The sequence below is a fragment of the Acinetobacter sp. GN11 genome (assembly GCF_054823985.1).
This window is the reverse complement of record NZ_JRVL01000064.1, coordinates 1-23,423: the sequence shown is the minus strand read 5'-3', so window position 1 is coordinate 23,423 and position 23,423 is coordinate 1. Positions and strand designations below refer to the sequence as shown.

At 39.3% G+C, this 23,423-nt stretch carries 22 protein-coding genes and 1 pseudogene; 10 read left to right on the top strand and 13 right to left on the bottom strand.

Annotation, left to right across the window (positions count from 1 at the left end):
* Positions 1–31 precede the first annotated feature (31 nt).
* On the bottom strand, positions 32–430 hold the full coding sequence (locus NL42_RS07985; protein ID WP_003654397.1) for an MAPEG family protein: 399 nt from the start codon (positions 428–430) through the stop codon (positions 32–34).
* Between the two features lie 106 nt (positions 431–536).
* Between NL42_RS07985 and NL42_RS07980 the strand changes: the two genes are divergently transcribed.
* Positions 537–926 (top strand): hypothetical protein, encoded by a 390-nt coding sequence (locus NL42_RS07980; RefSeq protein WP_461312369.1) that lies wholly within the window; start codon positions 537–539, stop codon positions 924–926.
* Between the two features lie 40 nt (positions 927–966).
* Here the strand turns inward: NL42_RS07980 and NL42_RS07975 are convergent, their stop codons facing one another.
* The 6 genes from NL42_RS07975 to NL42_RS07950 all read right to left on the bottom strand — a co-directional run bounded on the left by NL42_RS07975 (position 967) and on the right by NL42_RS07950 (position 9,535).
* Entirely contained in the window at positions 967–2,646 is a 1,680-nt protein-coding gene (locus NL42_RS07975) for a long-chain-fatty-acid--CoA ligase (protein ID WP_045437187.1), read from the bottom strand.
* A gap of 295 nt (positions 2,647–2,941) precedes the next feature.
* The gene (gene parC / locus NL42_RS07970; protein WP_461312368.1) at positions 2,942–5,161 is read right to left on the bottom strand and encodes a DNA topoisomerase IV subunit A; all 2,220 of its coding nucleotides are present in this window, start codon (positions 5,159–5,161) and stop codon (positions 2,942–2,944) included.
* A 152-nt stretch (positions 5,162–5,313) separates the two neighbouring features.
* The gene (gene niaP / locus NL42_RS07965; RefSeq protein WP_461312367.1) at positions 5,314–6,633 is read right to left on the bottom strand and encodes a niacin transporter NiaP; all 1,320 of its coding nucleotides are present in this window, start codon (positions 6,631–6,633) and stop codon (positions 5,314–5,316) included.
* Between the two features lie 79 nt (positions 6,634–6,712).
* Positions 6,713–7,357, bottom strand: a complete 645-nt coding sequence (locus NL42_RS07960) for a trimeric intracellular cation channel family protein (RefSeq protein WP_336169962.1) — start codon at positions 7,355–7,357, stop codon at positions 6,713–6,715.
* Between the two features lie 45 nt (positions 7,358–7,402).
* Positions 7,403–7,870: a YchJ family protein gene (locus NL42_RS07955; protein WP_461312366.1), complete on the bottom strand. Its 468-nt coding sequence runs from the start codon at positions 7,868–7,870 to the stop codon at positions 7,403–7,405.
* A gap of 72 nt (positions 7,871–7,942) precedes the next feature.
* Positions 7,943–9,535, bottom strand: a complete 1,593-nt coding sequence (locus tag NL42_RS07950) for a TerC family protein (protein WP_461312365.1) — start codon at positions 9,533–9,535, stop codon at positions 7,943–7,945.
* A gap of 326 nt (positions 9,536–9,861) precedes the next feature.
* Between NL42_RS07950 and NL42_RS07945 the strand changes: the two genes are divergently transcribed.
* The 4 genes from NL42_RS07945 to dinB all read left to right on the top strand — a co-directional run bounded on the left by NL42_RS07945 (position 9,862) and on the right by dinB (position 13,941).
* Positions 9,862–10,485 (top strand): LOG family protein, encoded by a 624-nt coding sequence (locus NL42_RS07945; protein WP_461312364.1) that lies wholly within the window; start codon positions 9,862–9,864, stop codon positions 10,483–10,485.
* 171 nt (positions 10,486–10,656) lie between these two features.
* Positions 10,657–12,048: a multidrug transporter subunit MdtD gene (mdtD, locus tag NL42_RS07940; RefSeq protein WP_461312363.1), complete on the top strand. Its 1,392-nt coding sequence runs from the start codon at positions 10,657–10,659 to the stop codon at positions 12,046–12,048.
* Between the two features lie 77 nt (positions 12,049–12,125).
* Entirely contained in the window at positions 12,126–12,884 is a 759-nt protein-coding gene (locus tag NL42_RS07935) for a glycoside hydrolase family 25 protein (RefSeq protein ID WP_461312362.1), read from the top strand.
* A gap of 1 nt (position 12,885) precedes the next feature.
* Positions 12,886–13,941: a DNA polymerase IV gene (gene dinB, locus NL42_RS07930; RefSeq protein WP_336169949.1), complete on the top strand. Its 1,056-nt coding sequence runs from the start codon at positions 12,886–12,888 to the stop codon at positions 13,939–13,941.
* Positions 13,942–13,945: 4 nt separating this feature from the next.
* On the opposite strand, the pseudogene NL42_RS07925 reads toward dinB, so the two are convergent.
* Positions 13,946–14,032, bottom strand: a pseudogene (locus NL42_RS07925) (hypothetical protein).
* 225 nt (positions 14,033–14,257) lie between these two features.
* On the opposite strand from NL42_RS07925, the gene NL42_RS07920 reads away from it, so the two are divergent.
* Positions 14,258–14,611, top strand: coding sequence for a RidA family protein (locus NL42_RS07920; protein ID WP_013199158.1), 354 nt, complete (start codon positions 14,258–14,260; stop codon positions 14,609–14,611).
* A 147-nt stretch (positions 14,612–14,758) separates the two neighbouring features.
* Here NL42_RS07920 and NL42_RS07915 read toward each other — a convergent pair whose 3' ends face one another.
* From NL42_RS07915 to NL42_RS07900, 4 genes are all read right to left on the bottom strand, one after another.
* A complete protein-coding gene (locus NL42_RS07915) occupies positions 14,759–15,259 on the bottom strand; it encodes a DUF2726 domain-containing protein (protein ID WP_461312361.1) in 501 nt (166 codons plus the stop codon).
* 313 nt (positions 15,260–15,572) lie between these two features.
* On the bottom strand, positions 15,573–17,954 hold the full coding sequence (locus tag NL42_RS07910; RefSeq protein WP_461312360.1) for a YgiQ family radical SAM protein: 2,382 nt from the start codon (positions 17,952–17,954) through the stop codon (positions 15,573–15,575).
* Positions 17,955–18,166: 212 nt separating this feature from the next.
* Entirely contained in the window at positions 18,167–19,426 is a 1,260-nt protein-coding gene (locus NL42_RS07905; protein ID WP_461312359.1) for an esterase-like activity of phytase family protein, read from the bottom strand.
* Positions 19,427–19,573: 147 nt separating this feature from the next.
* Positions 19,574–19,978 carry a helix-turn-helix domain-containing protein gene (locus NL42_RS07900; RefSeq protein ID WP_461312358.1) on the bottom strand — a complete coding sequence of 135 codons (405 nt, stop codon included), beginning with the start codon at positions 19,976–19,978 and terminating at the stop codon, positions 19,574–19,576.
* A gap of 81 nt (positions 19,979–20,059) precedes the next feature.
* On the opposite strand from NL42_RS07900, the gene NL42_RS07895 reads away from it, so the two are divergent.
* From NL42_RS07895 to NL42_RS07880, 4 genes are all read left to right on the top strand, one after another.
* Entirely contained in the window at positions 20,060–20,545 is a 486-nt protein-coding gene (locus tag NL42_RS07895; protein WP_461312357.1) for a DUF2938 domain-containing protein, read from the top strand.
* Positions 20,546–20,563: 18 nt separating this feature from the next.
* Entirely contained in the window at positions 20,564–21,130 is a 567-nt protein-coding gene (locus NL42_RS07890) for a flavodoxin family protein (protein WP_461312356.1), read from the top strand.
* 4 nt (positions 21,131–21,134) lie between these two features.
* Positions 21,135–21,347, top strand: a complete 213-nt coding sequence (locus NL42_RS07885) for a DUF2798 domain-containing protein (protein WP_035366541.1) — start codon at positions 21,135–21,137, stop codon at positions 21,345–21,347.
* 291 nt (positions 21,348–21,638) lie between these two features.
* Positions 21,639–22,247 (top strand): lytic transglycosylase domain-containing protein, encoded by a 609-nt coding sequence (locus tag NL42_RS07880; protein ID WP_440206658.1) that lies wholly within the window; start codon positions 21,639–21,641, stop codon positions 22,245–22,247.
* Between the two features lie 53 nt (positions 22,248–22,300).
* Here NL42_RS07880 and cysK read toward each other — a convergent pair whose 3' ends face one another.
* Positions 22,301–23,299 (bottom strand): cysteine synthase A, encoded by a 999-nt coding sequence (gene cysK / locus NL42_RS07875; protein ID WP_461312355.1) that lies wholly within the window; start codon positions 23,297–23,299, stop codon positions 22,301–22,303.
* Positions 23,300–23,423 lie beyond the last annotated feature (124 nt).

The following is a 23,423-nucleotide window of genomic DNA, read 5'->3' as shown; positions in this document are numbered from 1 at the left end:
ATGACAGAATGACAGAATGACAGAATGACACTCAAGTCAGTTTAATCGTGACCACTAATAAGAAGATTGGACACAATATAGATAAGAACCAGACAATCGAACGTAAAGTTGCCCAGTTACTTAAATAGCAGATCCCATAAATAACTCTTAAAATAATATACGCCCAGCCTAATCTCAGAATAAAGTATTCTGGAACGACCATATATTCGGCCATTAAAATAGCCGTTAAGAATAAAGGTAAGCTTTCAAAACTATTTTGTTGTACGGCATTAGCGCGAGCAGCCAGACCCGTTGTTTTGGCAAAAAAAGCTCTCGGGTTTTGATTATCGGCAGGCTGAAAACCACCTGTAATTTTTGCAATTGCGGTAAATGCGTATGGCAGTAAACATGCCACTAAAATAATATAGATAATGCCGCTGATGCCCTGCATAGTGCCATCCATCACTGAAAATACTGTTGATCATGCTATCATAACATTGCGTTTTTACCTGAAATTTTATGCAATCACTTGTCATCACTGAGTAATAGGGCCATGTATGCAACAACCTGATCAAAAAGAATTGTTTAAAGTCTTGGATAAGCAAAAACAGAATCAACTTCAGATGGATCGCATATTAAAGATCGTACTCCCTATTGTCGCTTTTTTACTGAGTGTGATTTGTGCAAATTTAAATTGGCAATCTACACTTGGCACCTTTGTTATTTTAACAATTACCTTTATTGCTGTCGGTATTAAACGACTTCCTTTGTGGCACTGGCTCATTGTGATTACGATATATTGCTTAGCAGATAACTATTTAAGTTATGGTCAGCTTGATTTAACTCACCTCCGCCTGCAACTTGGCACAATGCTTGTTTTTGTTGGGATGATCGGAATTGGACGACCTTATATAGACCGCTGGTTTATAAAAAGTCATAAAATATAAAATAAAAAAAGCGCCCTAAGGCGCTTTTTTTATTAACCGATTAAGCTGGTTTACGTAAGTCTTTACGTAAAATTTTGCCTACATTTGATTTTGGTAATTCATCCATAAACTCAACATAACGAGGGCGCTTATAGCCTGTTAAGTTTTCTTTAGCGAAGCTTAAAACTTCTTCAGTCGTTAAGCTTTGATCTTTTTTCACAATAAAGAGTTTTGGCACTTCACCTGATTTTTCATCTGGAACACCAATAGCTGCAACTTCCAATACTTTTGGATGTTTAGCAATAACTTCTTCGATTTCACTTGGGTAAACGTTAAAGCCAGAAACCAAAATCATATCTTTTTTACGATCTACAATTTTTGTATATCCACGGCTATCCATAACGCCGATATCGCCCGTACGGAAGAAGCCGTCTGCTGTCATGACTTTAGCTGTCTCATCAGCGCGGTTCCAGTAACCTTTCATTACTTGAGGCCCACGAATCGAGATTTCACCTTGCTCACCTAAAGCAACTTCTTTCCCATCATCATCTAAAATGGCCACTTCAGTTAAAGGTAACGGAATACCAATGGTGCCACTAAATTCAGTAGAAGCAGGTGGATTTGCAGTTGCTACCGGTGAGGTTTCTGACAAGCCATAACCTTCAATAATGGTTGTGCCAGTAATTTTCTTCCAAGCTTCTGCTGTAGAAGGTAAAACGGCCATACCACCGCCCATCGCCATTTTTAACTTGCTATGGTCAAGTTGTCTGAACTCTTCATTATTCACTAAAGCATTAAATAATGTATTTACTGCTGGGAAGAATGATGGTTGATATTTACGCAGTTCGTTGATAACAGCTGGTAAATCACGAGGGTTCGGAATCAAGATATTTGCCTGACCTTTATACATACCGTACATCGCGCAAACCATGAACGCAAAAATATGATAAAGCGGCAATGCACAAACAATACGGTCGCCTTTAGCACCATCGTTTGCTCCAAATTTACTTTGGAAAATGCCATCACACTGAAGTAAGTTTGCTACAAGATTACGATGAGTAAGCTCTGCACCTTTTGAAACACCCGTCGTACCACCAGTGTATTGAAGTACAGCCGTATCACTTAAAGTTAACGTCGGACGCTTATAATTACTCGCATTTTCTTTATTTAATGCTGAGTTAAATTTAACGTGTCCTGGAATATTCCAAGCTGGAATTTGTTTACGTACTTTACGTAATACAAAGTTCACCAGAGTACCTTTGAGTGTACCAAGCATGTCTCCGACTGATGCAACTACTACATGTTTCACTGGTGTTTTACCCAAAATGCTTTGGTAAACACTGGCAAAGTTTTCAATGATCACAAGTACTTCTGCACCTGAGTCATTTAATTGATGCTCAAGTTCACGCGCAGTATAAAGTGGGTTAACGTTTACTAACACTAAACCTGCACGTAACACAGCTAATGCAACTACAGGATACTGCAACACATTCGGCATCATCACTGCCACACGAGTTCCTTTTGCTAACCCCAAATTTTGCAAATAGGTCGCGAACTTACGGCTTGCAAGCTCCAACTCATTAAATGACATCGCTTTATCCATAAAGATAAAGGCATCGCGAGAACCAAATTTTTGGAAATTACTCTCAAAAATATCAACAAGTGAGGTATTTTCCGCAGGCAATGCTACTGTTTCTGGAATCCCTGTCTTTTGGTATTCTGCAAACCAAATTTTTTCCATAATGCCATTATCTCCGATTCGTAATCCTTAGTAATAACTGTTATTCAATGCCCCAGCTATTCTTTAGCTTCTTGGTGCCAGAACATATTTAAAACTTATTGGCACATTCATGACACTTCGAACAAGATTATGAGACAGAAGTTTTGACAATTTAACCCTGCCAAATTTTTTGCATGGAGTACAAATTACGTACTCCAAATTGCTGTCCTTTTAATCGTTATTCATACCAACAAGTTCAGTTCATTGCTTGAACATGTTGCCATATATAGCGTATTTATGTTGCCAGACGCTAGCTTTATCTCTGAATCAACAGTTTATTTGCTTTTTGATATCCACGTGGTAAGAGCTGACCTTTTGAAGCTCGTTTACCCAGGTATTTTTGTAGATCATCACCTTTTAATTTTAAATGTTGTTGCCCTGCAACCACCTGAATTATTTCATCTAAGTTCAGGGTTGTCATGGATAAAATTTGCTCTTTCGCTTCAAGTTGTATCAACTTATTACCTTTACCCTTATTTAAATTTGGGAGTTCTGCCAAATCAATGATTAAGAGTCGACCTGCTGAACTGAGCACAGCCAAATGTGTCATATTTTGAGCAGATATTAATGGTAAAGCTTTTGATTTTTCAGGCACCGACAAGAATGTTTTCCCTGCCTTGGCATTGGTATCTAGCTGTTTGGCTTGAGTTTTAAATCCATAACCTGATGTACTAGCAGCGATAAGTTCAGACGCTTCATCTTCTAGATAAACCTGAATAAACGACACGCCGCTTGCAGGAGCAAGTTTGGAACTTAATGGTTCACCTAAACCTCTTGCTGATGGCAAGCTGCTGATAGGTAAAGCATAACTACGCCCTGTCTCATCAAGGAAATAAATCCGTTGATTGGTTTTGCCCACAGCGTGACTTAAATATTGGTCACCAGCACGGTAGTTTAAATTTTCTGCATCAACATCTGCACCTTTTGCAGCACGAATCCAACCCGCTTCAGATAAAACCACTGTTACTGTTTCTGCTGGTACAAGGTCTTGTTCTTTAATCTGGACAGCTTCAGCACGTACCACAATTGGAGAGCGGCGTTCGTCACCAAACTTTTTCGCGTCTTCTTTTAATTCACCAATAATCAGATTTTTTAAAGATTCTGGATTTCCTAATTGCTCACGGATAATTGCTGCTTTTGCTGCAAGTTCATCCTGCTCTTGACGGATTTCCATCTCTTCGAGTTTTGCTAAATGACGTAACTTGAGTTCTAAAATTGCTTCTGCCTGTATCTCATCAATCTTGAAGTGTTCCATCAATACAGGTTTAGGCTGATCTTCTTCACGAATAATACGGATGACTGTATCAATATCAAGGTAAGCAATTAAAAGACCTGCCAAAATATGCAGGCGCTTTTCAATTCGGTTTAAATGGTATTCTAAACGGCGAGTCACCGTTTTTTTACGGATCTCAATCCATTCCAGCAAAATACGACGAATCGATTTAACCTGAGGACGCCCATCTTCACCAATCATGTTTAAATTAACACGATAGCTCGATTCTAAATCGGTGGTAGCAAATAAGTGGCTCATCACCGCTTCTGCATCAATGCGGTTAGAACGAAGTACAATCACTAATCGTGTTGGGTTTACATGATCCGACTCGTCACGGATATCAACGACTAATGGTAGTTTTTTGGCCTGCATTTGGTCGGCAATTTGAGTAATCACCTTAGAGCCCGACACTTGATAAGGCAATTCAGTAATCACGATTTCATTTTTTTCGATGGTATAAACCGCTCGCATGCGGTAACTGCCACGACCAGTGGTCTGGATTTTGAGTAATTCTTCTGGCGGCGTAATAATCTCAGCTTTTGTTGGTAAATCTGGCGCTGGAATATATTCAGCCAATTTTTCATCTGAAGTTTGTGGGTTACGAATTAAGGCAATCGTTCCTTTAATCACTTCACGTAAATTATGCGGCGGAATGTCTGTCGCCATACCAACCGCAATACCGGTTGTGCCGTTGAGTAGAATATTAGGAATACGCGCTGGTAACGTAATGGGTTCTTTTAATGAACCATCAAAGTTATCTTGCCAGTCAGTTGTGCCCTGACCTAACTCATTTAACAATAATTCACTGTAGGCAGAAAGTTTTGCTTCGGTATAACGCATCGCAGCAAATGACTTAGGATCATCTGGTGCTCCCCAGTTACCTTGTCCTTCAATTAAAGGATAACGATAACTAAATGGCTGAGCCATCAAGACCATCGCTTCATAACATGCCGAGTCACCATGAGGATGGTATTTACCGAGTACATCACCGACTGTACGAGCTGATTTTTTTGGCTTACCACTATTTTTCAGCCCTAATTCGCTCATGGCAAATACAATACGGCGCTGTACAGGCTTTAAACCATCACTGATATGCGGCAATGCACGGTCCATGATGACGTACATGGCATAATTCAGGTAAGCCTGTTCAGTAAATTCGGCTACAGAGCGGTTTTCTGTCGCTTGATGCGCAAGGCTGGTCATAGTCAGCTTATCTTCCAAATCAGTCGTTATTTTAAATGAGTCTTATGCTAAGTGGGCTATGTTACAGACACAAGAGGGAGTCTGTCACCTGAGCGTCAAATTATGTCTCATCGGTCTATATTTTTAGTTACTTGCTATAAAGTTAGGCAAAACTACATGCCTATCGACTCGAGTCTTTTCCCTTGGGTTTCTTCACCTAATATTAAAATTACAGCTGCGACCAAAAGTAAAACAACAGTAAACATCATGAAAACATGGCTAAACCCATGCTTTGCAACCATCATATGGGTAACAACAATTGGCGCCAAAATTCCGCCTAAACGCCCCATTGCCGATGCCCAGCCCGAACCGAAAGCTCGAATATTGGCTGGATATTGCTCTGGCGTATAGGTGTATAACACTCCCCATGCCCCTAAATTAAAGAATGACATAAGGCAGCCCCAAAACATAATGCTGTTGACACTGTCGGCTTGTCCAAAGAAATATGCAGACAATGCACAAAAGCCGATAAAAGAAGCGAGTGTAATTTTTCGACCCAATCGCTCCACAAACCATGCCGCTGCCAAGTAACCAGGTAGTTGTGCCAAAATCATAAGCAAAACATATTCAAAAGATTTAACAATGTCATAGCCCTGTTTCACCAGTAAACTTGGTAACCAAGTAAAGATGCCGTAGTAGGAATATACAATTCCAAACCAGATGAGCCACAGCATTAAACTACGGCGTGCAAAAGGGCCACTCCAAAGTTGTTTAAAAGAGACCTTTTGTTGTATGGCTACAGGCACGACTTCAATGTGATGAACGATTTGAACACCCGCCTGAGCTTCTAGTTTTTGAACTAATGCATGCGCTTCTTCGATACGACCACGGTTAATCAGGTACGGTATCGACTCGGGGAGTTTTTTCCAAATGACCAAAATATAAATCAGTGGTAGGCCGCCCATCAGGAATGCAATATGCCAACCAAATTTAGGAATAATAAAATAAGAAATTAACGCCGCAACTAACCAGCCTAAACCCCAAAAACTTTCAAGTAATACAATAAAACGACCACGTACATGTGAAGGTATATATTCACTCACCAATGTCACCGCAACAGGCAACTGTCCACCAAGACCAACGCCAACAATAAAACGGAAAATCAATAACCATTTTAAATCTGGAGCAAAAGCACATAAGGCAGTCGCAATACTATAAATTGCCATGGTCGTGGCAAATATTGTCTTTCGACCAAACCGATCTGCTAAAGCTCCCGAGCAAACTGCTCCAATAGCCATTCCTACAAAGCCAATACTCACAATCCAACCGCTTTCGGCTGGTGTTAATGCCCAGTCTTTAACAAGCGTTGTCATGATAAAAGCAATGATGCCGGTGTCCATCGCATCAAACATCCAACCTAACCCAACCACCCACAATAATGTGTAGTGGAATTTGCCAATCGGAAGATTTTGTATACGTGAAACCAGATCCATAAGAAAACTCTACTGGAAAGAATAAGTGAGCAATACAATATTTAATTGTTATAGCATGCTCACATCGCATTCTGCATAATTAATGTTCATCGGTTGATGAAGCTGATTCTGCATCGTCATCTTTATAAATAAACTTAGGCATTTCTAAACCGAAATAGATCGCAATCAGACGCAGAGTAAAACCGAAAATTAAGGTTGAAATAACAGTTAACTCTAAACTGAATCCCAAATCTAAGCATACCCAGTAGCAAATGACTGCTACAAAAGCAATACTCGCATAAAGTTCACGACGGAAAACGAACGGGACATCGTTACATAAAATGTCACGTAAAATACCACCAGAAACCCCAGTTAACACCCCTGCTACAGCCGATACCACAAAACCATGCCCCATTTGCAAGGCAATCTGACAACCAATAATAGTAAAGCCGATTAGACCTAAGGCATCGAGCACCAAAAAGATGTTATGTAAGTGACGCATCCATTTGGCAATAATGATTGTGACAAATGCAGCACAACAAGTCAGAACCAAATATTCAGGATGTTTTACCCAAGTTAAAGGATAATGGCCGAGTAATACATCGCGTACAGACCCACCACCTAAAGCAGTCACACAGGCAATCAGTACGACACCGAACCAGTCCATACTCCGTCGCCCAGCAGACAATGCGCCTGTCATGGCTTCGGCAGTAATCGCAATAATATAAATAACGGTGAGTAACATCGCCCTTTCCCTCAGGCCAAACGGTGCGCGTATTTTAAGGTAAAGTTATATGAATTGTGCACAGCATTGTTTAAATTTTTTTCCAGAGCCACATATACAAGGCTGTTTCATAGTGACATGCATATCTACAGTAGGATCAAGAAAAAACCATTGTTGTTGCTGATATACAAAATGTGAAACCTCATGGTGAACCTGAGCTTTTTGCCCATCATGATAATGTGCCTTGAATTCAACCTGTGCATGGGTTTTATCTAGTTTTTCGTTGGTGTTAACGACCTCTAAACCCAACCATTGATTTTGTTTACTCCAGTCTGCAATTGCATCTTTATCAAGTGCAGTTTGCTGACCTAAAGCGGTTGTTTGAACAATATAATCAATTTGCTGTAATGCAAAAGCACTATAACGCGAACGCATCAGCTGCTCTGCTTTCAGGGCTTTTGCTGTGCCTAAATGTAAAGGCTCACAACATTCTGCATAGCTGCCTTTTCCACATGGACAAGTGTGTTGAGTCATTCTGTGTTTCTCAAATAAAAAAATAGCTCAGATTTGAGCTATTTTATGATGTTTCTAGAATTGAAATGTCATTTAATCTTTTGATTCATCTTGTTCGATAGAAACAATATGAACTTTCTCGATTTTATGGCCTTCCATCGTCACCACTTCAAAGCGATAACCATCTGCTTCAACAGTTTCACCATTTTCAGGCAAGCGACCTAAATGGAATAACAAATAGCCCGATAAAGTAGAATACTGTTCACTTTCATCAACCAAATCACGGCCTAATAACAAAGATACATGGCGAATGTCGGTTGAACCTTCAAGTATTAATGAACCATCTTCCAAGCTCTCAGCGGCTGCATCTAGTTCATCTTCATCTGGGAATTCACCCGCAATTGCTTCTAAGATGTCGATTGGTGTTGCAATACCTTCAATTGAACCGTATTCGTTTAAAACGATTGCCATTTGTAAAGGTGCTTGACGTAATTGCTCCATCACCATAAGTACTTGAGCATTTTCATGCACAATGACAGGTTCACGTAAATGCTTTTGGAAATCGACCACACCAGTTTCAATAAAGCCATTCAAAACTTTATGAGTGAGTGCAATACCCTCAATGTTATCAAGTTCACCACGTGCAACAATCAAACGAGAGTGTGTCATTGACATTAAACGTTCTTTTAAAACTTCCGGTTCGTCGTCTAAATCAATCCATTCAAGTTCAGGTCGTGGCGTCATTACGGACTTTACTGGACGTTCTGATAAACCAAGAACACCTTGCACAAGTACACTATGATAAACACCATTGTCTTCATCAAAAACTTCATCTGCAAAAGCTTGAGTAGCTAATACGTCCTCTTTATCCGAAGATTGTGTATCTGAGCTAGAACCACTGCTTTTACTTCCTAGCATACGTAAAACCGCAGAGGCAGTGCGATAACGCAAGTCTGTGGTTGTAACCATCTTTTCCTGATTGCGGCGCATGCTTTGATTGATTATTTCTACCAAAATTGAGAAACCAATCGCCGCATATAAGTAGCCCTTCGGAATATGGAAACCAAAACCTTCCACGACCAAAGAGAAGCCAATCATCATTAAAAAGCCAAGGCAGAGAATAACCACGGTTGGATGCTTATTGACAAAGTCCATGAGTGGTCTTGATGCCCAGAACATGATCCCGACAGCAACAATCATTGCCAACATCATGACACTCTTGTCTTTGACCATCCCCACTGCGGTAATCACACTGTCTAATGAGAATACAGCATCAAGCACAACAATCTGAACAATCACCATCCAGAATGCAGCATGAACTGGATTGTCTTCTTTTTGCAGTTGTTTGCCTTCCAGACGCTCGTGCAATTCCATGGTGCCTTTAAAGAGCAAGAACACACCACCAAATAGCAAGATCAAATCACGGCCAGAAAAAGGGTGATCAAAAATATGGAAGAGTGGATGAGTAAGTGTTACGACCCAAGCAATAGCAGCCAACAAGAGCATACGCATGCCCAAGGCCAATAATAATCCCAGTTTTCGAGCCTTGCCTCGCTGCTCTGGTGGCAGTTTTTCGGCCAAAATAGCGATGAAAACGAGGTTATCAATCCCCAATACAATTTCAAGAACGATTAAAGTTGCTAAGCCCACCCAAGCAGCAGGATCAGACATCCATTCAAAGATCATCGATCCTGCTCCTGTGCTGATTGGATTTTATCTTTATTTGGCAACACAGCAAGCATGCCCATACAAAGGAGGGAAAATGTTTTTTTAGGACAAAAAATTAAAACGGAGCGACTACAACCACTACCCATATTTGTTCATATGTTGTTAAACGAATTTTTAGTATAGGCAAGATTTAATAGAAATTCATCATTTTTATTTGTTCATGACGGGCATTCACCAAACCCATACAAAACATGAATCTTTCTTATTAATCTGCTTATAAAGTTGTCATATCTTTGGCTTAGTGTAGACAAGAAATATGAACGTGATAAGGTGAAAATAAAGCAATGAATAGCGTATTAACAATGGCAGTAAATGATTCACCAATAACAGCTGTAAAAACAAAACAACCTCTTATTGCATTATATTGTGGTTCACGTGCAGGAAATAATCCAATCTACCGAGAAAAGGCAATTGAACTCGCTCGTGGAATTGCTGAGCAAGGCTTTGGTTTGGTCTACGGCGGTGCAAGCATTGGCTTAATGGGACAAGTAGCCGACAGCGTACTCGAAAATGGCGGTGAAGCTGTGGGAGTGATCCCTGATTTCATGCTTAACTATGAAGAAGCACACTCTAGATTAACCGAATTACACGTAGTAGAAACCATGCATGAGCGCAAAGCCATGATGGCTGAACGTGCAAGTGCATTTGTTGCATTACCGGGTGGTTTAGGAACATTCGAAGAGATATTAGAAATAGCCACTTGGGGTCAACTCAACCAACATCAAAAACCCATGATTTTATATAACGTGAATGGTTTTTATAATGCATTGATTGCCCAGTTAGATCATGCGGTTCAAGAGGGTTTTCTCCCACTTCAACACCGCGCTAAATTGATTATCTGCGAAGACGTTGATCAAATTTATAACGTGATTAAAAACTTAAAAATGCCAAAAAGATTTGTTGTCTAGTTGCCCACCTACTCTCCATAAAAAAGCGGTCCTGCCGCTTTTTTTGTTTTAACTATTTTCACCGTTGCCTTCAAGAGCAATTAGATTTAGTAAAGGGGTACTCAACATTGTCTTGCTTTTTTTACTTTCAATTTGTTTTACACTAGACCAAAACGTTAAATTTCAAATGTTATGAATGCCACGCCGACTCACCAAGCCTTGCAACCTGAATATCGCTTACTGGTTCTTTTGGTTTCCATTGGCTTTTTTATGCAGGCTTTGGACACAACGATTGTAAATACCGCTATTCCTGCAATGGCTCATCATCTAAATGAAGACCCTCTACGCATGCACAGCGTAGTGGTGGCCTATGTTTTATCAGTAGCCGCCTGCATTCCTTTAAGTGGATGGTTAGCAGACCGCTTTGGTGTTAGAAATATTTTCTTATCGGCAATCGTTATTTTTACTTTAGCCTCTTTAGGTTGTGGTCTTTCTCAGAGCCTTAATGAGCTGTTATTTTTCCGAGTCATCCAAGGCGTAGGCGGAGCCTTACTACTTCCTGTTGGCAGACTATCACTTTTAAAGATTATTCCCCGAACTCAGTTCTTAGCCGCAATGAGCTTAATGAGTCTTGCAGGTTTACTCGGGCCTCTGGCGGGTCCAACTTTAGGTGGCTGGTTAGTTGAAGTTGCAACTTGGCACTGGATTTTCCTCATCAATATTCCCATGGGTATCTTAGGCATCTTAATGACATTAAAAGTCATGCCTAATTTAAAAGAACTTTCGGTCAAAACATTTGATTTAGGCGGCTTCATCTTATTAGTAGTGGCAATGATTGGATGGTCTTTGGGTATCGAACATCTAGCCTCACCTGAATATTCAAACTGGTTCAGCATTTCACTTTTAGTCATCGGCATAATTGCAACACTTTGGTATGCCTATCACTCCCACACTCATCAAAATGCATTATTCCGCAGTCGACTCTTTAGAAACAAAATTTATGCGATTGGTATTTTAGGTAATTTCTTTGCTCGTTTTGGTGGTAATGCCTTACCTTTTGTTTTACCACTCATGCTACAAGTCGCTTTTGGTTTTGAGCCTTTTATTGCTGGTTTAATGATGATTCCTTTGGTCTTAGGCTCATTATTTTCAAAACCAATTGTCAGACCTATTATTCAAAAAATTGGCTATCGACGTTTTTTACTCATTAACACAACGCTGGTCGGGCTATGTATTGCCTCTTTCGCCATCATGACAGTCGATACTCCAACTTGGTTTAGAGCTTTACACTTTTTCTTATTTGGCACATTAAACTCACTGCAATTTGTGGGTATGAATACACTCACCTTAAAAGATTTGCCTCAACAAGATGCAAGTAGTGGTAATAGCTTTTTATCGATGATCATGATGCTATCAATGAGTATTGGCGTGGCACTGGCAGGTACTCTCATTAATGTATTTACCAGTTATTATGGTGCCGATCACGTAACTACCGCATTCCATGTCACTTTAATTTGCCTCGGTTGCATCAATGTAATTGCGGCTCTTATTTTCTGGCAAATTCCAAAAAACACCCCCGTATAAGCCGTTGCATTTTTAGCGTGGTTTCTCGCTCTTAAATCACGCTATGATGTCGGCTTCAAATCTTTAATGAGTTTTGCATGACCAAACTGGCTCAAACCTTTTTCACAGCACGGTACAATACCTTTATCGGAATTGGCTTAGCATGTGTTATGGGAGTTCTGGCTTATTTTGGTCTGTTCTATCAGCAAAAAGCCGTTGCACAAGATTATCCAGTTCAAGGGTTCGATGTTTCTCACCATCAAGGTGATATCGACTGGAAAAAAATATCACCAGAAAAGTTTCAATTCGTTTATTTAAAAGCGACTGAAGGCGGCGATTACAAAGATTCAAAATTTCAAGAAAACTGGCTCAAAGCCCGCGAACATGGGCTTCATGTAGGGGCTTATCATTTTTACCGTCTATGTCGTGATGGTAAAACACAAGCCGAAAATTTTATTGCAACAGTTCCAAAAAAAGCAGATACGCTCCCCCCTGTCATTGATCTGGAATATGACGGTAACTGTATTAATTCGCATACCAAAGAACAATTACTTAAAGAAATAGGCATCATGCATGACCGCCTAAAACAGCATTATGGCAAACAACCTATCTTTTATATTTCTAAAACTTTTTATCACATTGTGTTAATCGGTAGTTTTCCTAATACACCACTTTGGGTCAGAGATTACGAAGGAAAACCTGAACTTAAAGACAAGAGAAAATGGCTCTTCTGGCAGCATAGTAATCAGGGTAAAATTGAAGGGATGGTAAAGACAGTAGACTTAAATGTTTATGATGGTTCAGTCAAAGAGTGGCACCAATTCTTACAGCAGCAAGGCATCGTGAAAGCACAATAATATGCGCAAAATCATTCATATCGATATGGATGCCTTTTATGCATCAGTCGAGCTACGGGAACACCCTGAATTGAGGCATTTACCCGTTGTTATTTCATCTCATCATCCGCGAGCTGTGATTGCTGCTGCATCTTATCCTGCCCGCGAATTTGGTTTACGTTCAGCCATGTCGATGACTCAGGCAAGAAAACTATGTCCTCAAGTCGTTATTATTGAGCCAAATTTTGAAAAATATCGTACAGTCTCCGCTCAAATTCACTCGATCTTTCAGCAATATACTCTGCTTATTGAACCTTTATCTTTAGATGAAGCTTATTTAGATGTCACTGAAAACTTAAAACAAATTACAAGCGCAACAGAAGTTGCCATGCACATTCGGGAAGATATTTTTAGGTTAACTGGACTGACTGCATCAGCAGGTGTAGCCCCTAATAAATTTTTGGCAAAAATTGCTTCGGACTGGAACAAACCTAATGGTTTATGTGTAATCAAACCTTCGCAGGTTGCCAATTTCATTCAAGACCTGCCACTTAAAAAGATTCCTGGCGTCGGTAAAGTCACTCAGGAGAAATTACAGCAGCTTCAATTACATACTTTGGGTGATTTACAGAAAATTGAAGAGGCTGTTTTAGTTCACCACTTTGGTAAATATGGACAACAGCTCTACCTATATGCGCAAGGAATTGATCATAGGCCTGTTCAAGCCGAAAGAGCACGTCAACAAATTTCGAAAGAGACCACTTTCGATAGTGATTTTACTTTAGTTCAATGTCAGCCCTACTGGCAGGGATTAGCCGAAAAAGTATGGCAAAGCTTAGAGAAAAAACAGCTCAATGCACGTGGTGTGAATATTAAGCTTAAACTCAAAAATTTTCAGACTTTACAACATAGTAAAAGCTTTAAGAGACCTATCCAGTCGCTACAAGACTTAATCCAAGTTTTATTTTTATTATTAAATGAAATGCAGATTCCTGAACATTTCCAGTTTCGCTTAATTGGTATAGGAGTTTATCAATTACAAACTCAAGCAGATGACTTCCAACTTAACCTTTGGTGATTGTCTAATTTTCACTCAAAAGAGCAACTTTTGAACAAAAGCTATTCCCTTTTACTTCAAGTTTAGAGTAACCTAATCAGCGCATATTCATTATCCATGTATTTGCACCATGCCAAAAGCAACCTTTACTTGCGGCATATCGTCCTGTGATTGGCGTGACGACCAAATCCGAATATTACAGGGCCCTTCCAATACATGGTTGATCTGATTTCCTCATCACAATAATCTACTTAAAATCTTTTCTACTTGCTTGCACACGCATAGCAACTCTTCATAAAATCAAAACTATTAAATAAAGCCACTCTAGAGCATTTTTATGACGGTAAAGCGTTTACACGTGACTTCACGCTACTGCGAAGTTGCGATTTCAGGTAATTTAGTACACTTAGCTGGGCAACTCGCAGATGATACCAGCGTAGATGTTACATCGCAGACTCAGCAAACTTTAGATAATATTGACCGCCTATTGGCAGAAGCCGGAACAGATAAAACCCACATTCTTTCTGTCATGATTTTTCTAAAAGATATCGACAAAGATTATGCAGCAATGAATGCTGTTTGGGATGCATGGATTAGTGAAGGACATCCACCAGCGCGTACTTGTGTAGAGTCTAAACTTTATGCACCGGACGTACTTGTAGAAATGACGGTTGTTGCCGTACTTCCATAATTTTTATAAATATAAAACGACATTAAATTGAGCAATATCCCTAGTTATATTGCTCAATTTTTTAGTAGTTTTAACATTTTTAATGTCAGCATGTTATTAAGATCTTCTTTAATGAGTTCTTTAATCAATTGCTATAATCTCTAACTTTTAAGACTTCACAAACGCATTTGACATTCGTTCTAGTTGCGGCGTTACATGTAAAATTGCCATCTCTGTTTCTGGAGTCAATAAGTCCCTTCTTAGATCGTGATAATCAGGCACCTCGCTGTAATGCAGTACACGATAGCCGGCCAATTGTAATAGACGACGTTCATATTGCTGATGCGCACGGCGTAAACCATTTTCGCCAAGAACCACAATGACAACAACCTGATAATTTTGATCAAGTACAACAAAATCAGCTGCCATATTTTGATATTTTCGACGTGTATGCGCATATTTTGTAGTTAATAATGCATCAAAGGATACATGTGCCAACACGGTAAATTTAGGTAAAACTGTTTGTAGTCTGGTTAATGTCATTTGCTCATGACTAGTTAATACTGCACGGCGCTTCAAGGCACTATCATGTTGATGCCTTCGCGAAAGACTTTTCACTGCCATTACAACAGCAAGAAATAATAATAAAATCGTAATTAAATAGTACATGGGTCCAATCCTTTAGGTTTTTTATAATGATTTTGCTAGATCACACTTTGTTTTAATTGATAACGACACAGCCGTTTTTTAAAAGGTTCACTTAGTAATTTCACTTGTAGTTATCAAGCTTGGCTTAAATTTAGCCACCCTCACATTATTTATAATCATAGAGTCAACAACAATCAAGTGCAGCTCGTCCGATTTTTGGTATTTATCATTTTTCGTTACGTTTTTTGTACTTTAAATCTGAAAAATCTCACTATGCGATTTAAACAGGCACATTAAAAACAAAACAGGCTCTGTTTAAGAGCCTGTTTTATCACTATCCACGAACCTTGTTTTTCGGTTTACTTTTACCGCCAAATGGTCTTTTCTCACCTGTTTCACGAGGAGGCAAACCAGTGTGTTGGGTTAGAACCTGTCCTTTTTGTGGACGTTTTTGCCCTGCTGCCGAGTGAGATTGTCCTTGACCACGTTTTGCTGAATCTCCCGCTACAGACGAGTTCTTCTTACGTGCTGACTTATATTCACCTTCCGCAGTACCTTGTGGCTGATAGGTCGGAATCAAATGCTGCTTTGAATTACCAATTAAATCGGCACGGCCCATTTCTTTTAAAGCCTCACGAAGTAATGGCCAGTTGTTTGGATCATGGTAACGTAAGAATGCTTTATGCAAACGACGACGCTTGTCACCTTTTACAATATCAACTTTTTCAGTATAACGAGCTACTTTAGCAAGCGGGTTTTTGCCCGAATAATACATGGTTGTTGCAGTTGCCATTGGTGATGGATAGAACGTCTGTACCTGATCGGCACGGAAACCATTCTTTTTCAACCAAATTGCAAGGTGCATCATGTCATAATCTGAAGTACCCGGATGTGCTGCAATAAAGTAAGGAATTAAATATTGCTCTTTTCCTGCTTCTTTACTGAAACGATCAAACATTTGTTTAAAACGATCATACGTACCAATCCCCGGCTTCATCATCTTAGATAGAGGACCATTTTCGGTATGTTCAGGAGCAATTTTTAAATAACCGCCAACGTGGTGTTGTACTAGTTCTTTTACATATTCAGGGTTCAATACTGCAAGGTCATAACGCAAACCTGAACCAATCAAAATCTTCTTCACACCTTTAATCGCACGTGCTTTACGATAAAGCTGTACTAAAGGTGCATGATCGGTATGCAAGTTCTGACAAACGCCAGGGTACACACAAGAAGGTTTACGACAGTTCTTTTCAATTTCAGGGTCTTTACAATGCAAACGGTACATGTTTGCTGTTGGACCACCTAAGTCTGAAATAATGCCAGTGAAATTTGGTGCCGTATCACGAATTTTTTCAATCTCACGTAAGATCGAATCTTCCGAACGGTTTTGGATAATACGACCTTCATGTTCTGTAATCGAACAGAATGTACAGCCACCAAAACAGCCACGCATAATGTTGACCGAGAATTTGATCATATCAAATGCAGGGAAACGCGCATCGCCATAGGTAGGATGCGGTAATCGTACATATGGTAAATCAAACACATAGTCCATTTCCTCAGTGGTTAGAGGAATTGGAGGTGGATTGATCCAAACATCACGCTCACCATGGCGTTGAACCAATGCACGTGCATTACCTGGATTGGTTTCAAGATGCAAAATACGGTTTGCATGTGCGTAAAGCACGTGATCATTTGACACTTCTTCAAAAGAAGGTAAACGAATGACTGCTAACTCGCGTGGAGGTAACTTATGTTTAATTGCTTTTGACGGTGCCGGCTTTAATTGAACAATTTGAGTGTCGTCATCTAGTTTGTCGCCTTCACGCACAATCGGATTTGCAACAATCTCTTTCTGGAAATCTTGATACTGAGCTAATGAGTTACCTTTTTCTTTTTCAACCTCACAGCCATCAATATCTTCAGTCATAACATATGGGTTAATAATTGGATCAACACGCCCAATGCTATCTACATCATTACTTACAACTTCAACAAACTTTGCTTTTGATGCTTTGTTATGTTTATTAATAATAAATGCTGTACCACGAACATCAGTAATCTCGTGGATTTTTTCACCTTTAGCCAAACGATGCATCACATCAATAATGGCACGCTCACCATTACCATACATGAGCAAATCAGCTTTTGAATCCATCAAAATCGAACGACGGACTTTATCTGACCAATAATCGTAGTGGGCAATACGACGTAAACTACCTTCAATACCACCTAATAACACTGGTACATCTGGGAATGCTTCACGACAACGTTGGCAATATACAGTCGCAGCACGGTCAGGACGTTTATTTGGTTCATTGTTTGGAGAATAAGCATCATCTGAACGAATTTTACGATCTGCCGTATAACGGTTGATCATCGAATCCATATTACCTGCCGTCACGCCCCAAGCAATGGTAGGCTTACCTAAAACGCGGAAGCTTTCAACATTGGTCCAGTCTGGCTGTGCAATAATTCCGACACGAAAACCTTGTGCCTCAAGCACACGTCCAATCACACCTGAAACAAACGATGGATGGTCAATATAGGCATCACCGCAAACTAAAATGAAGTCACAAGCATCCCAGCCGAGTTGGTCCATTTCTTCTCGTGACATCGGCAAAAATGGTGCGGGTTCAAAACACGACGCCCAATATTTGTCGTAATCAAACAGCGCTTTGGGCGCAGTCTGCATGGTGTAGGCAGTAGACATGGCTTGCGAATCTCGGCTAGCAGATGGAGGAGAGACATCTAAAGATGAAAGCCGATCATTTTAACATGAATTCCATTCATTTTCCCTGTTTATAAAACATGCGAAAACAAGGATGTAGAAATTAATTTGATTAAACTTTACTCAATATTTTATTCTTTGAATAAATGCGGCGGAATAAAATCCGCCGCAGTTTTAATTTTTACTTATAGGCCTTAGAACAAAGCTTTTGGCAAACGAATTTGAATAATCTCATTATCATCAGCCAATTTTGCATTACGACCTGTAGATCCAGGGAAATTATTATCATTGAAAACGGTAAGCGTTGTGCCATTTTCAATAATCACATCTTCAATGGTTTCAAATGGGAAAGCAAAAACCTGTTCTGTCCCAATATCCCCTGCTCTTGCTGTGCCATACAACATATTCGGATTAGCAATTTTAATTAAATCGACTAAATCTTCACGGCTTACTAGCTGACCTGACTCATTTAATTTAATACGAATTAATTTTTTATATCCGCCTAAATTATTCTGGGTCGCATCACGCTCAATAATAATGCCTTCTTTATCATTAAAGAGTTGGAAGTCACCAATATTTGTTGCCTTGCTGTCTAACTGGAACCAATAATATTTCCCTGTATACGCTTTTTTCTTCAGGTCAAATTGAGAAATCAGCAATTGTCTTTCTGTTTCTCGAATTGATTTAATAGGCTTTTCTATAAGGGGGTAAAGATACTGCCCATCTGGCGAAATCGCCATTCCTTCAAAACCACCACTTTGCTGAACTAGAGGCTCTACAAAATTAATTTTCGCTTTATTAAACTGATTTTGTGGTGAACGTAATTCTTGAGTCGGATTTAATGGATTTGGCAGAGCAATCGGTGCATCTAGCAATACACCATCTGCTGAGAAATGAAGTAAGTAAGGCCCAAATTCATCGCCAATCCAGTAAGTCCCGTCATTAGTACGTTGCATAGATTCTGGATCGAAATCGGCACCCGTTAATAATCGATCTGCTGTATCAGCATTCACGATATTAAATGGAATTAATTTGTTCGGATCACGCAGCTGGATAAAGCTTTGTACAGTCACTTGACCCGTGCCTTTAGCTTTAGTTTTGAAATCAGGCTTTAGTTTATAAATACGAAGTAAAAAATCTGCTGAATTATCTTGAGTCCCAAAACCATTATCAGCCATTGCCATATAACTGCCATCTTCATTTTTTAATGCAGCAGAAAAACCTTGTACAGGTTGACCTTTAAATGGAGGGTAAATTCCATTTGCACCTTTCACATATGCGCCCGAGTCTGGACCAGCAGCATAGGTTTCTACAGGTAACTTGGCAAAAGAAATTAAAGTTGGTTCAGTAACTTTTTCAGTAGGTGAAGTTTGTTCTTGATCATTATCATCATTACATGCCGTCAATCCTAAACTGGCACAGCATAATAATGTGACTAAAGTTTTTTTGCTCATGATTTTATACATTTGGTAAAAAATTAAGCAAATTTAATCAAGCTTATATGAAGCTTTTACTTCAAAAAGATGAAATCTTTATGGCGAAAATATGACAAACCCAACTGTGCAATACAAACACAAACTAAATAACTTCATCAAAAAGAATTAAAGTTTCGTTGGCTGATATTCTCCAGCAATTGCTGCTTTCAAAAAACTCTGGAAGGTTGGACATTCCATATGATTTTCAGCAGGACATACAGCAGCGTGTTCTAATCCTTGGCTGATAAAATGCAATCGCTTTGCCATGTGCTCTAGCTGTTCAGCTTTATCTTTTAATTTCTGACGATCAAGCTCAGGCTTACCATCTTGTCCAAACATTGTTGCGATTTCATTTAAAGAAAAACCTGCGGCACGACCTAAAGCAATGAGTGCCAATTGATCAATTACGTGCTTACCATACTGCCGACGTAAACCTTGCCGCCCTATCGATTTAATTAATCCTTTTTCCTCATAAAAACGGAGCGTTGCAGTTGTAACTTTTGCCTTTTTAGCGACTTCACCAATATCCATAACAACCTCTTGACTTCAAGTTAACTTTAACTTGCACAATAAATTTATCACATTTCAAACGTATAAAAGCAAGGTTTCAAAATGAATCTCTCCACATTGTTCTTTCAAGCTTTATGCCTTGGTATTGGCGCAACAATTATTATGGATATCTGGCTGTTAATACTAAAAATATTTAAGATCCCGACCTTAAATTTTGCTTTTCTCGGACGCTGGGTAGGTTGGATATTTCAAGGAAAACTCATCCATCAATCTATAGCTCAAAGCCCTCAAATTAAGGGTGAATATTTATTAGGTTGGGTTACTCACTATAGTGTCGGGCTAATCTTTTCATTCAGCTTTCTCTTCATTGTTGGCTCAACTTGGCTTAGCCATCCTCAGTTTTATTCAGCACTACTGTTTGGAGTAGTCACCGTTCTCATTCCTTTTTTTATTATGCAACCTGCCATGGGTAGTGGTTTTGCTTCTTCAAAAACCCCTCATCCTTTTTTGAACTGCCTAAAAAGTTTACTAAACCATAGTGTTTTTGGTTGTGGCTTATATCTCACTGCAAAACTATTTCAAATTTAAATAAAGAGGAAACTGCCCATGAAAACCGTTGCCATTATTTACCATAGCCGCCAAGGCCACACCCAATTTATTGCTCAGCAAATTCAAACTGGTATCTTGAGCCATAAAGATATTAAAGTAGATTTGCTCAGTGTGGAACATCTTGTCGAAAACCCAGAAACACTAATTCAATATGACGGCTTAATTTGGGGATCTCCTACTTATTTAGGGGGTGTATCTTCCAAGTTAAAACAACTCATGGATGCGACGGGTCCATTATGGAAAAAACAGAAATTTAAAGGAAAACTGGCGGCTGGCTTTACCGTATCTTCCCTTCCCGCAGGTGATAAACAATCGACACTAATTTCACTTTTTACCTTTTGTATGCAACACGGCATGTTATGGGTCGGCAACCCGATCATGCCTGAACAGCACCAAGGCATTCCTTATATTCAAGCAGCCAATCGTCTAGGCTCATGGTCAGGCTTAATGGCTCAGGCTCAACATGGCAGTAATGCCGATAGATTTGATGAAGGAGATATTAAAACTGCTCAACAATTTGGAGAAAATTTTGCATTGACCTTAAATGCTTTTCAAGGAATATGAGACTATGAAAGCACAGAAGCTTTTATTTCTCTTAATTTTATCTGGAATGATGTCTTTTATAATTTCAGGTATTTCAACTTTTAAAGTAGTGGGACTAAATCATCATTTCCTTTCATTGTGGGTATCGGCTTGGATTATTGCATGGATATTGGCTTTTCCAAGTGTATTGATTTGTGCTCCTATAGCCCAAAAACTTGTCGACATCGTATTTAAGTAAGTTGATCTGTAAGTTAAAACGTACAAAACTTGCGGCGATTTGCGGATATTCATCTTTAGTATTTTTTCATAATATATGAAGCATAGAGAGACAGGATGTCTCATTGAAGAAGAATAAGAACGCAGGAAGCGGTAGTTGACAGGAGTTAGCTACATAAGCTGAATACGAAAGAACCTCGACAGGAAGTCGGGGTTCTTTCATTTTAATTATACAAAATTCTCACTATTTGCTTGTGCTGAGCAACAGAACTTATATTGATCGATTAGTTGCAGCTGAATACCATGATTTCATTTGAAATTTGATTATCGGTTTTGTATTTTGCTTACCTCATCTTTATCTAACAATTATTTTAAACCGACTCAAATAAACATTTTGAGTCTCAAATTTTTCGTAATTGCTTTAATGACAATAATGACGGGGTGTACCAGCTTAGGCCCGAATAGTGGTTCATTTTCATGGCGTTCAAATAAGCTCTCATCAGGTCTACAAAAAGCCTATTCTGTTCCACAAAGCACAGCGAATCGGTTATCCCCGATTATTATTCAAAGTGCTGACCAATATAATGTGCCGCCTCTTTTGCTTGCCGCAGTCATAAGACAAGAATCAAGTTACAATACTAATGCGCTATCACCTACGGGTGCAGTAGGTTTAACTCAAATTATTCCCAGCTATTGGCAACAAACTTGTGCTGGTAATTTGTATGATGAATCTACAAATATTCAATGTGGTGCTTATATCTTAAATCACTATTATCAGTCAGCGGATAGTTGGTTCAAAGCAACAGCTTATTATAATGTAGGGCCAACTGGATATGAGCGAAGCTTCTGGACACGGCACAAAGCTAAAAAATATGCTCGATCTGTTAAACGTCATCAAAAAGCTTTAAAAGGCGCTTTATAAATAAGTTCAAATAAAAAAAGCCCATCTGCTGATAGGCTTTTTTATACTTAATTTTATTCGTCAAATAAACCATCGAACAGAACAGAAGATAAATAACGTTCTCCACTGTCTGGAAGAATAACAACAATCGTTTTACCAGCACTTTCAGGGCGTTCTGCAATTTTTGCCGCCGCAGCCAAAGCTGCCCCACTTGAAATACCCACTAAAATACCTTCCTGCGTTGCACAGTTTCTTGCCCATTGAATTGCTTCTTCGCTAGTCACTGGTAAGACTTCATCAACAAGATCTAAATCAAGATTCTTTGGAATAAAGTTGGCACCAATTCCCTGAATTTTATGCGGTGCAGGTGTAATGTTCTCTCCATTTCTAGTTTGAGTAATAATTGGAGACTCAGCAGGTTCAACGGCTACAGAATACAAAGGTTTATTTTGAACTTGTTCGAAATAACGAGAAATACCAGTAATTGTGCCGCCAGTACCTACGCCCGCAACCAAAATATCGACTTGTCCATCTGTTGCTTGCCAAATTTCAGGACCAGTTGTATCTACATGGATTTGTGGATTGGCGGGATTTTCAAATTGTTGAGGTAAGAAATAAACATCTGGCTGTTCGGCTGCTAAACGTATAGCTTCATCAACCGCACCTTTCATTCCTTTCGCTGGTTCAGTTAAAACCAAGTTGGCACCGAGTGCTTTTAATACTTTTCTACGTTCAAGACTCATACTTGCAGGCATAGTTAAAGTAATTGGATAACCCTTAGCAGCTGCAACAAAAGCTAGTGCAATCCCCGTGTTACCGCTGGTTGGTTCAATAATATGCATGCCTTCTTTTAACACGCCGCGCTTTTCTGCATCTGCAATTAGTGCCGCTCCAATACGACATTTCACAGAGAATGCAGGGTTACGGCTTTCCACTTTTGCTAATACGGTTGCACCAGTTTTAATCAAACGGTTAATACGAACTAAAGGAGTATTACCAATAGCTTCTGCATTATTTGGATAAACTGCGATCCCTAAATTATTGGGTGCTGGGAATTGCTGGTCGGTAGACATGTTATATCCTTATTAGATTTGGAATGATTCTGAATCATTATAAGCTTCTATAATAAACAGGAAAGTAGAAAACCAAGTAATACCTAAACTCTCAAATGAACAGCCTATCTTATTTATAGATTTA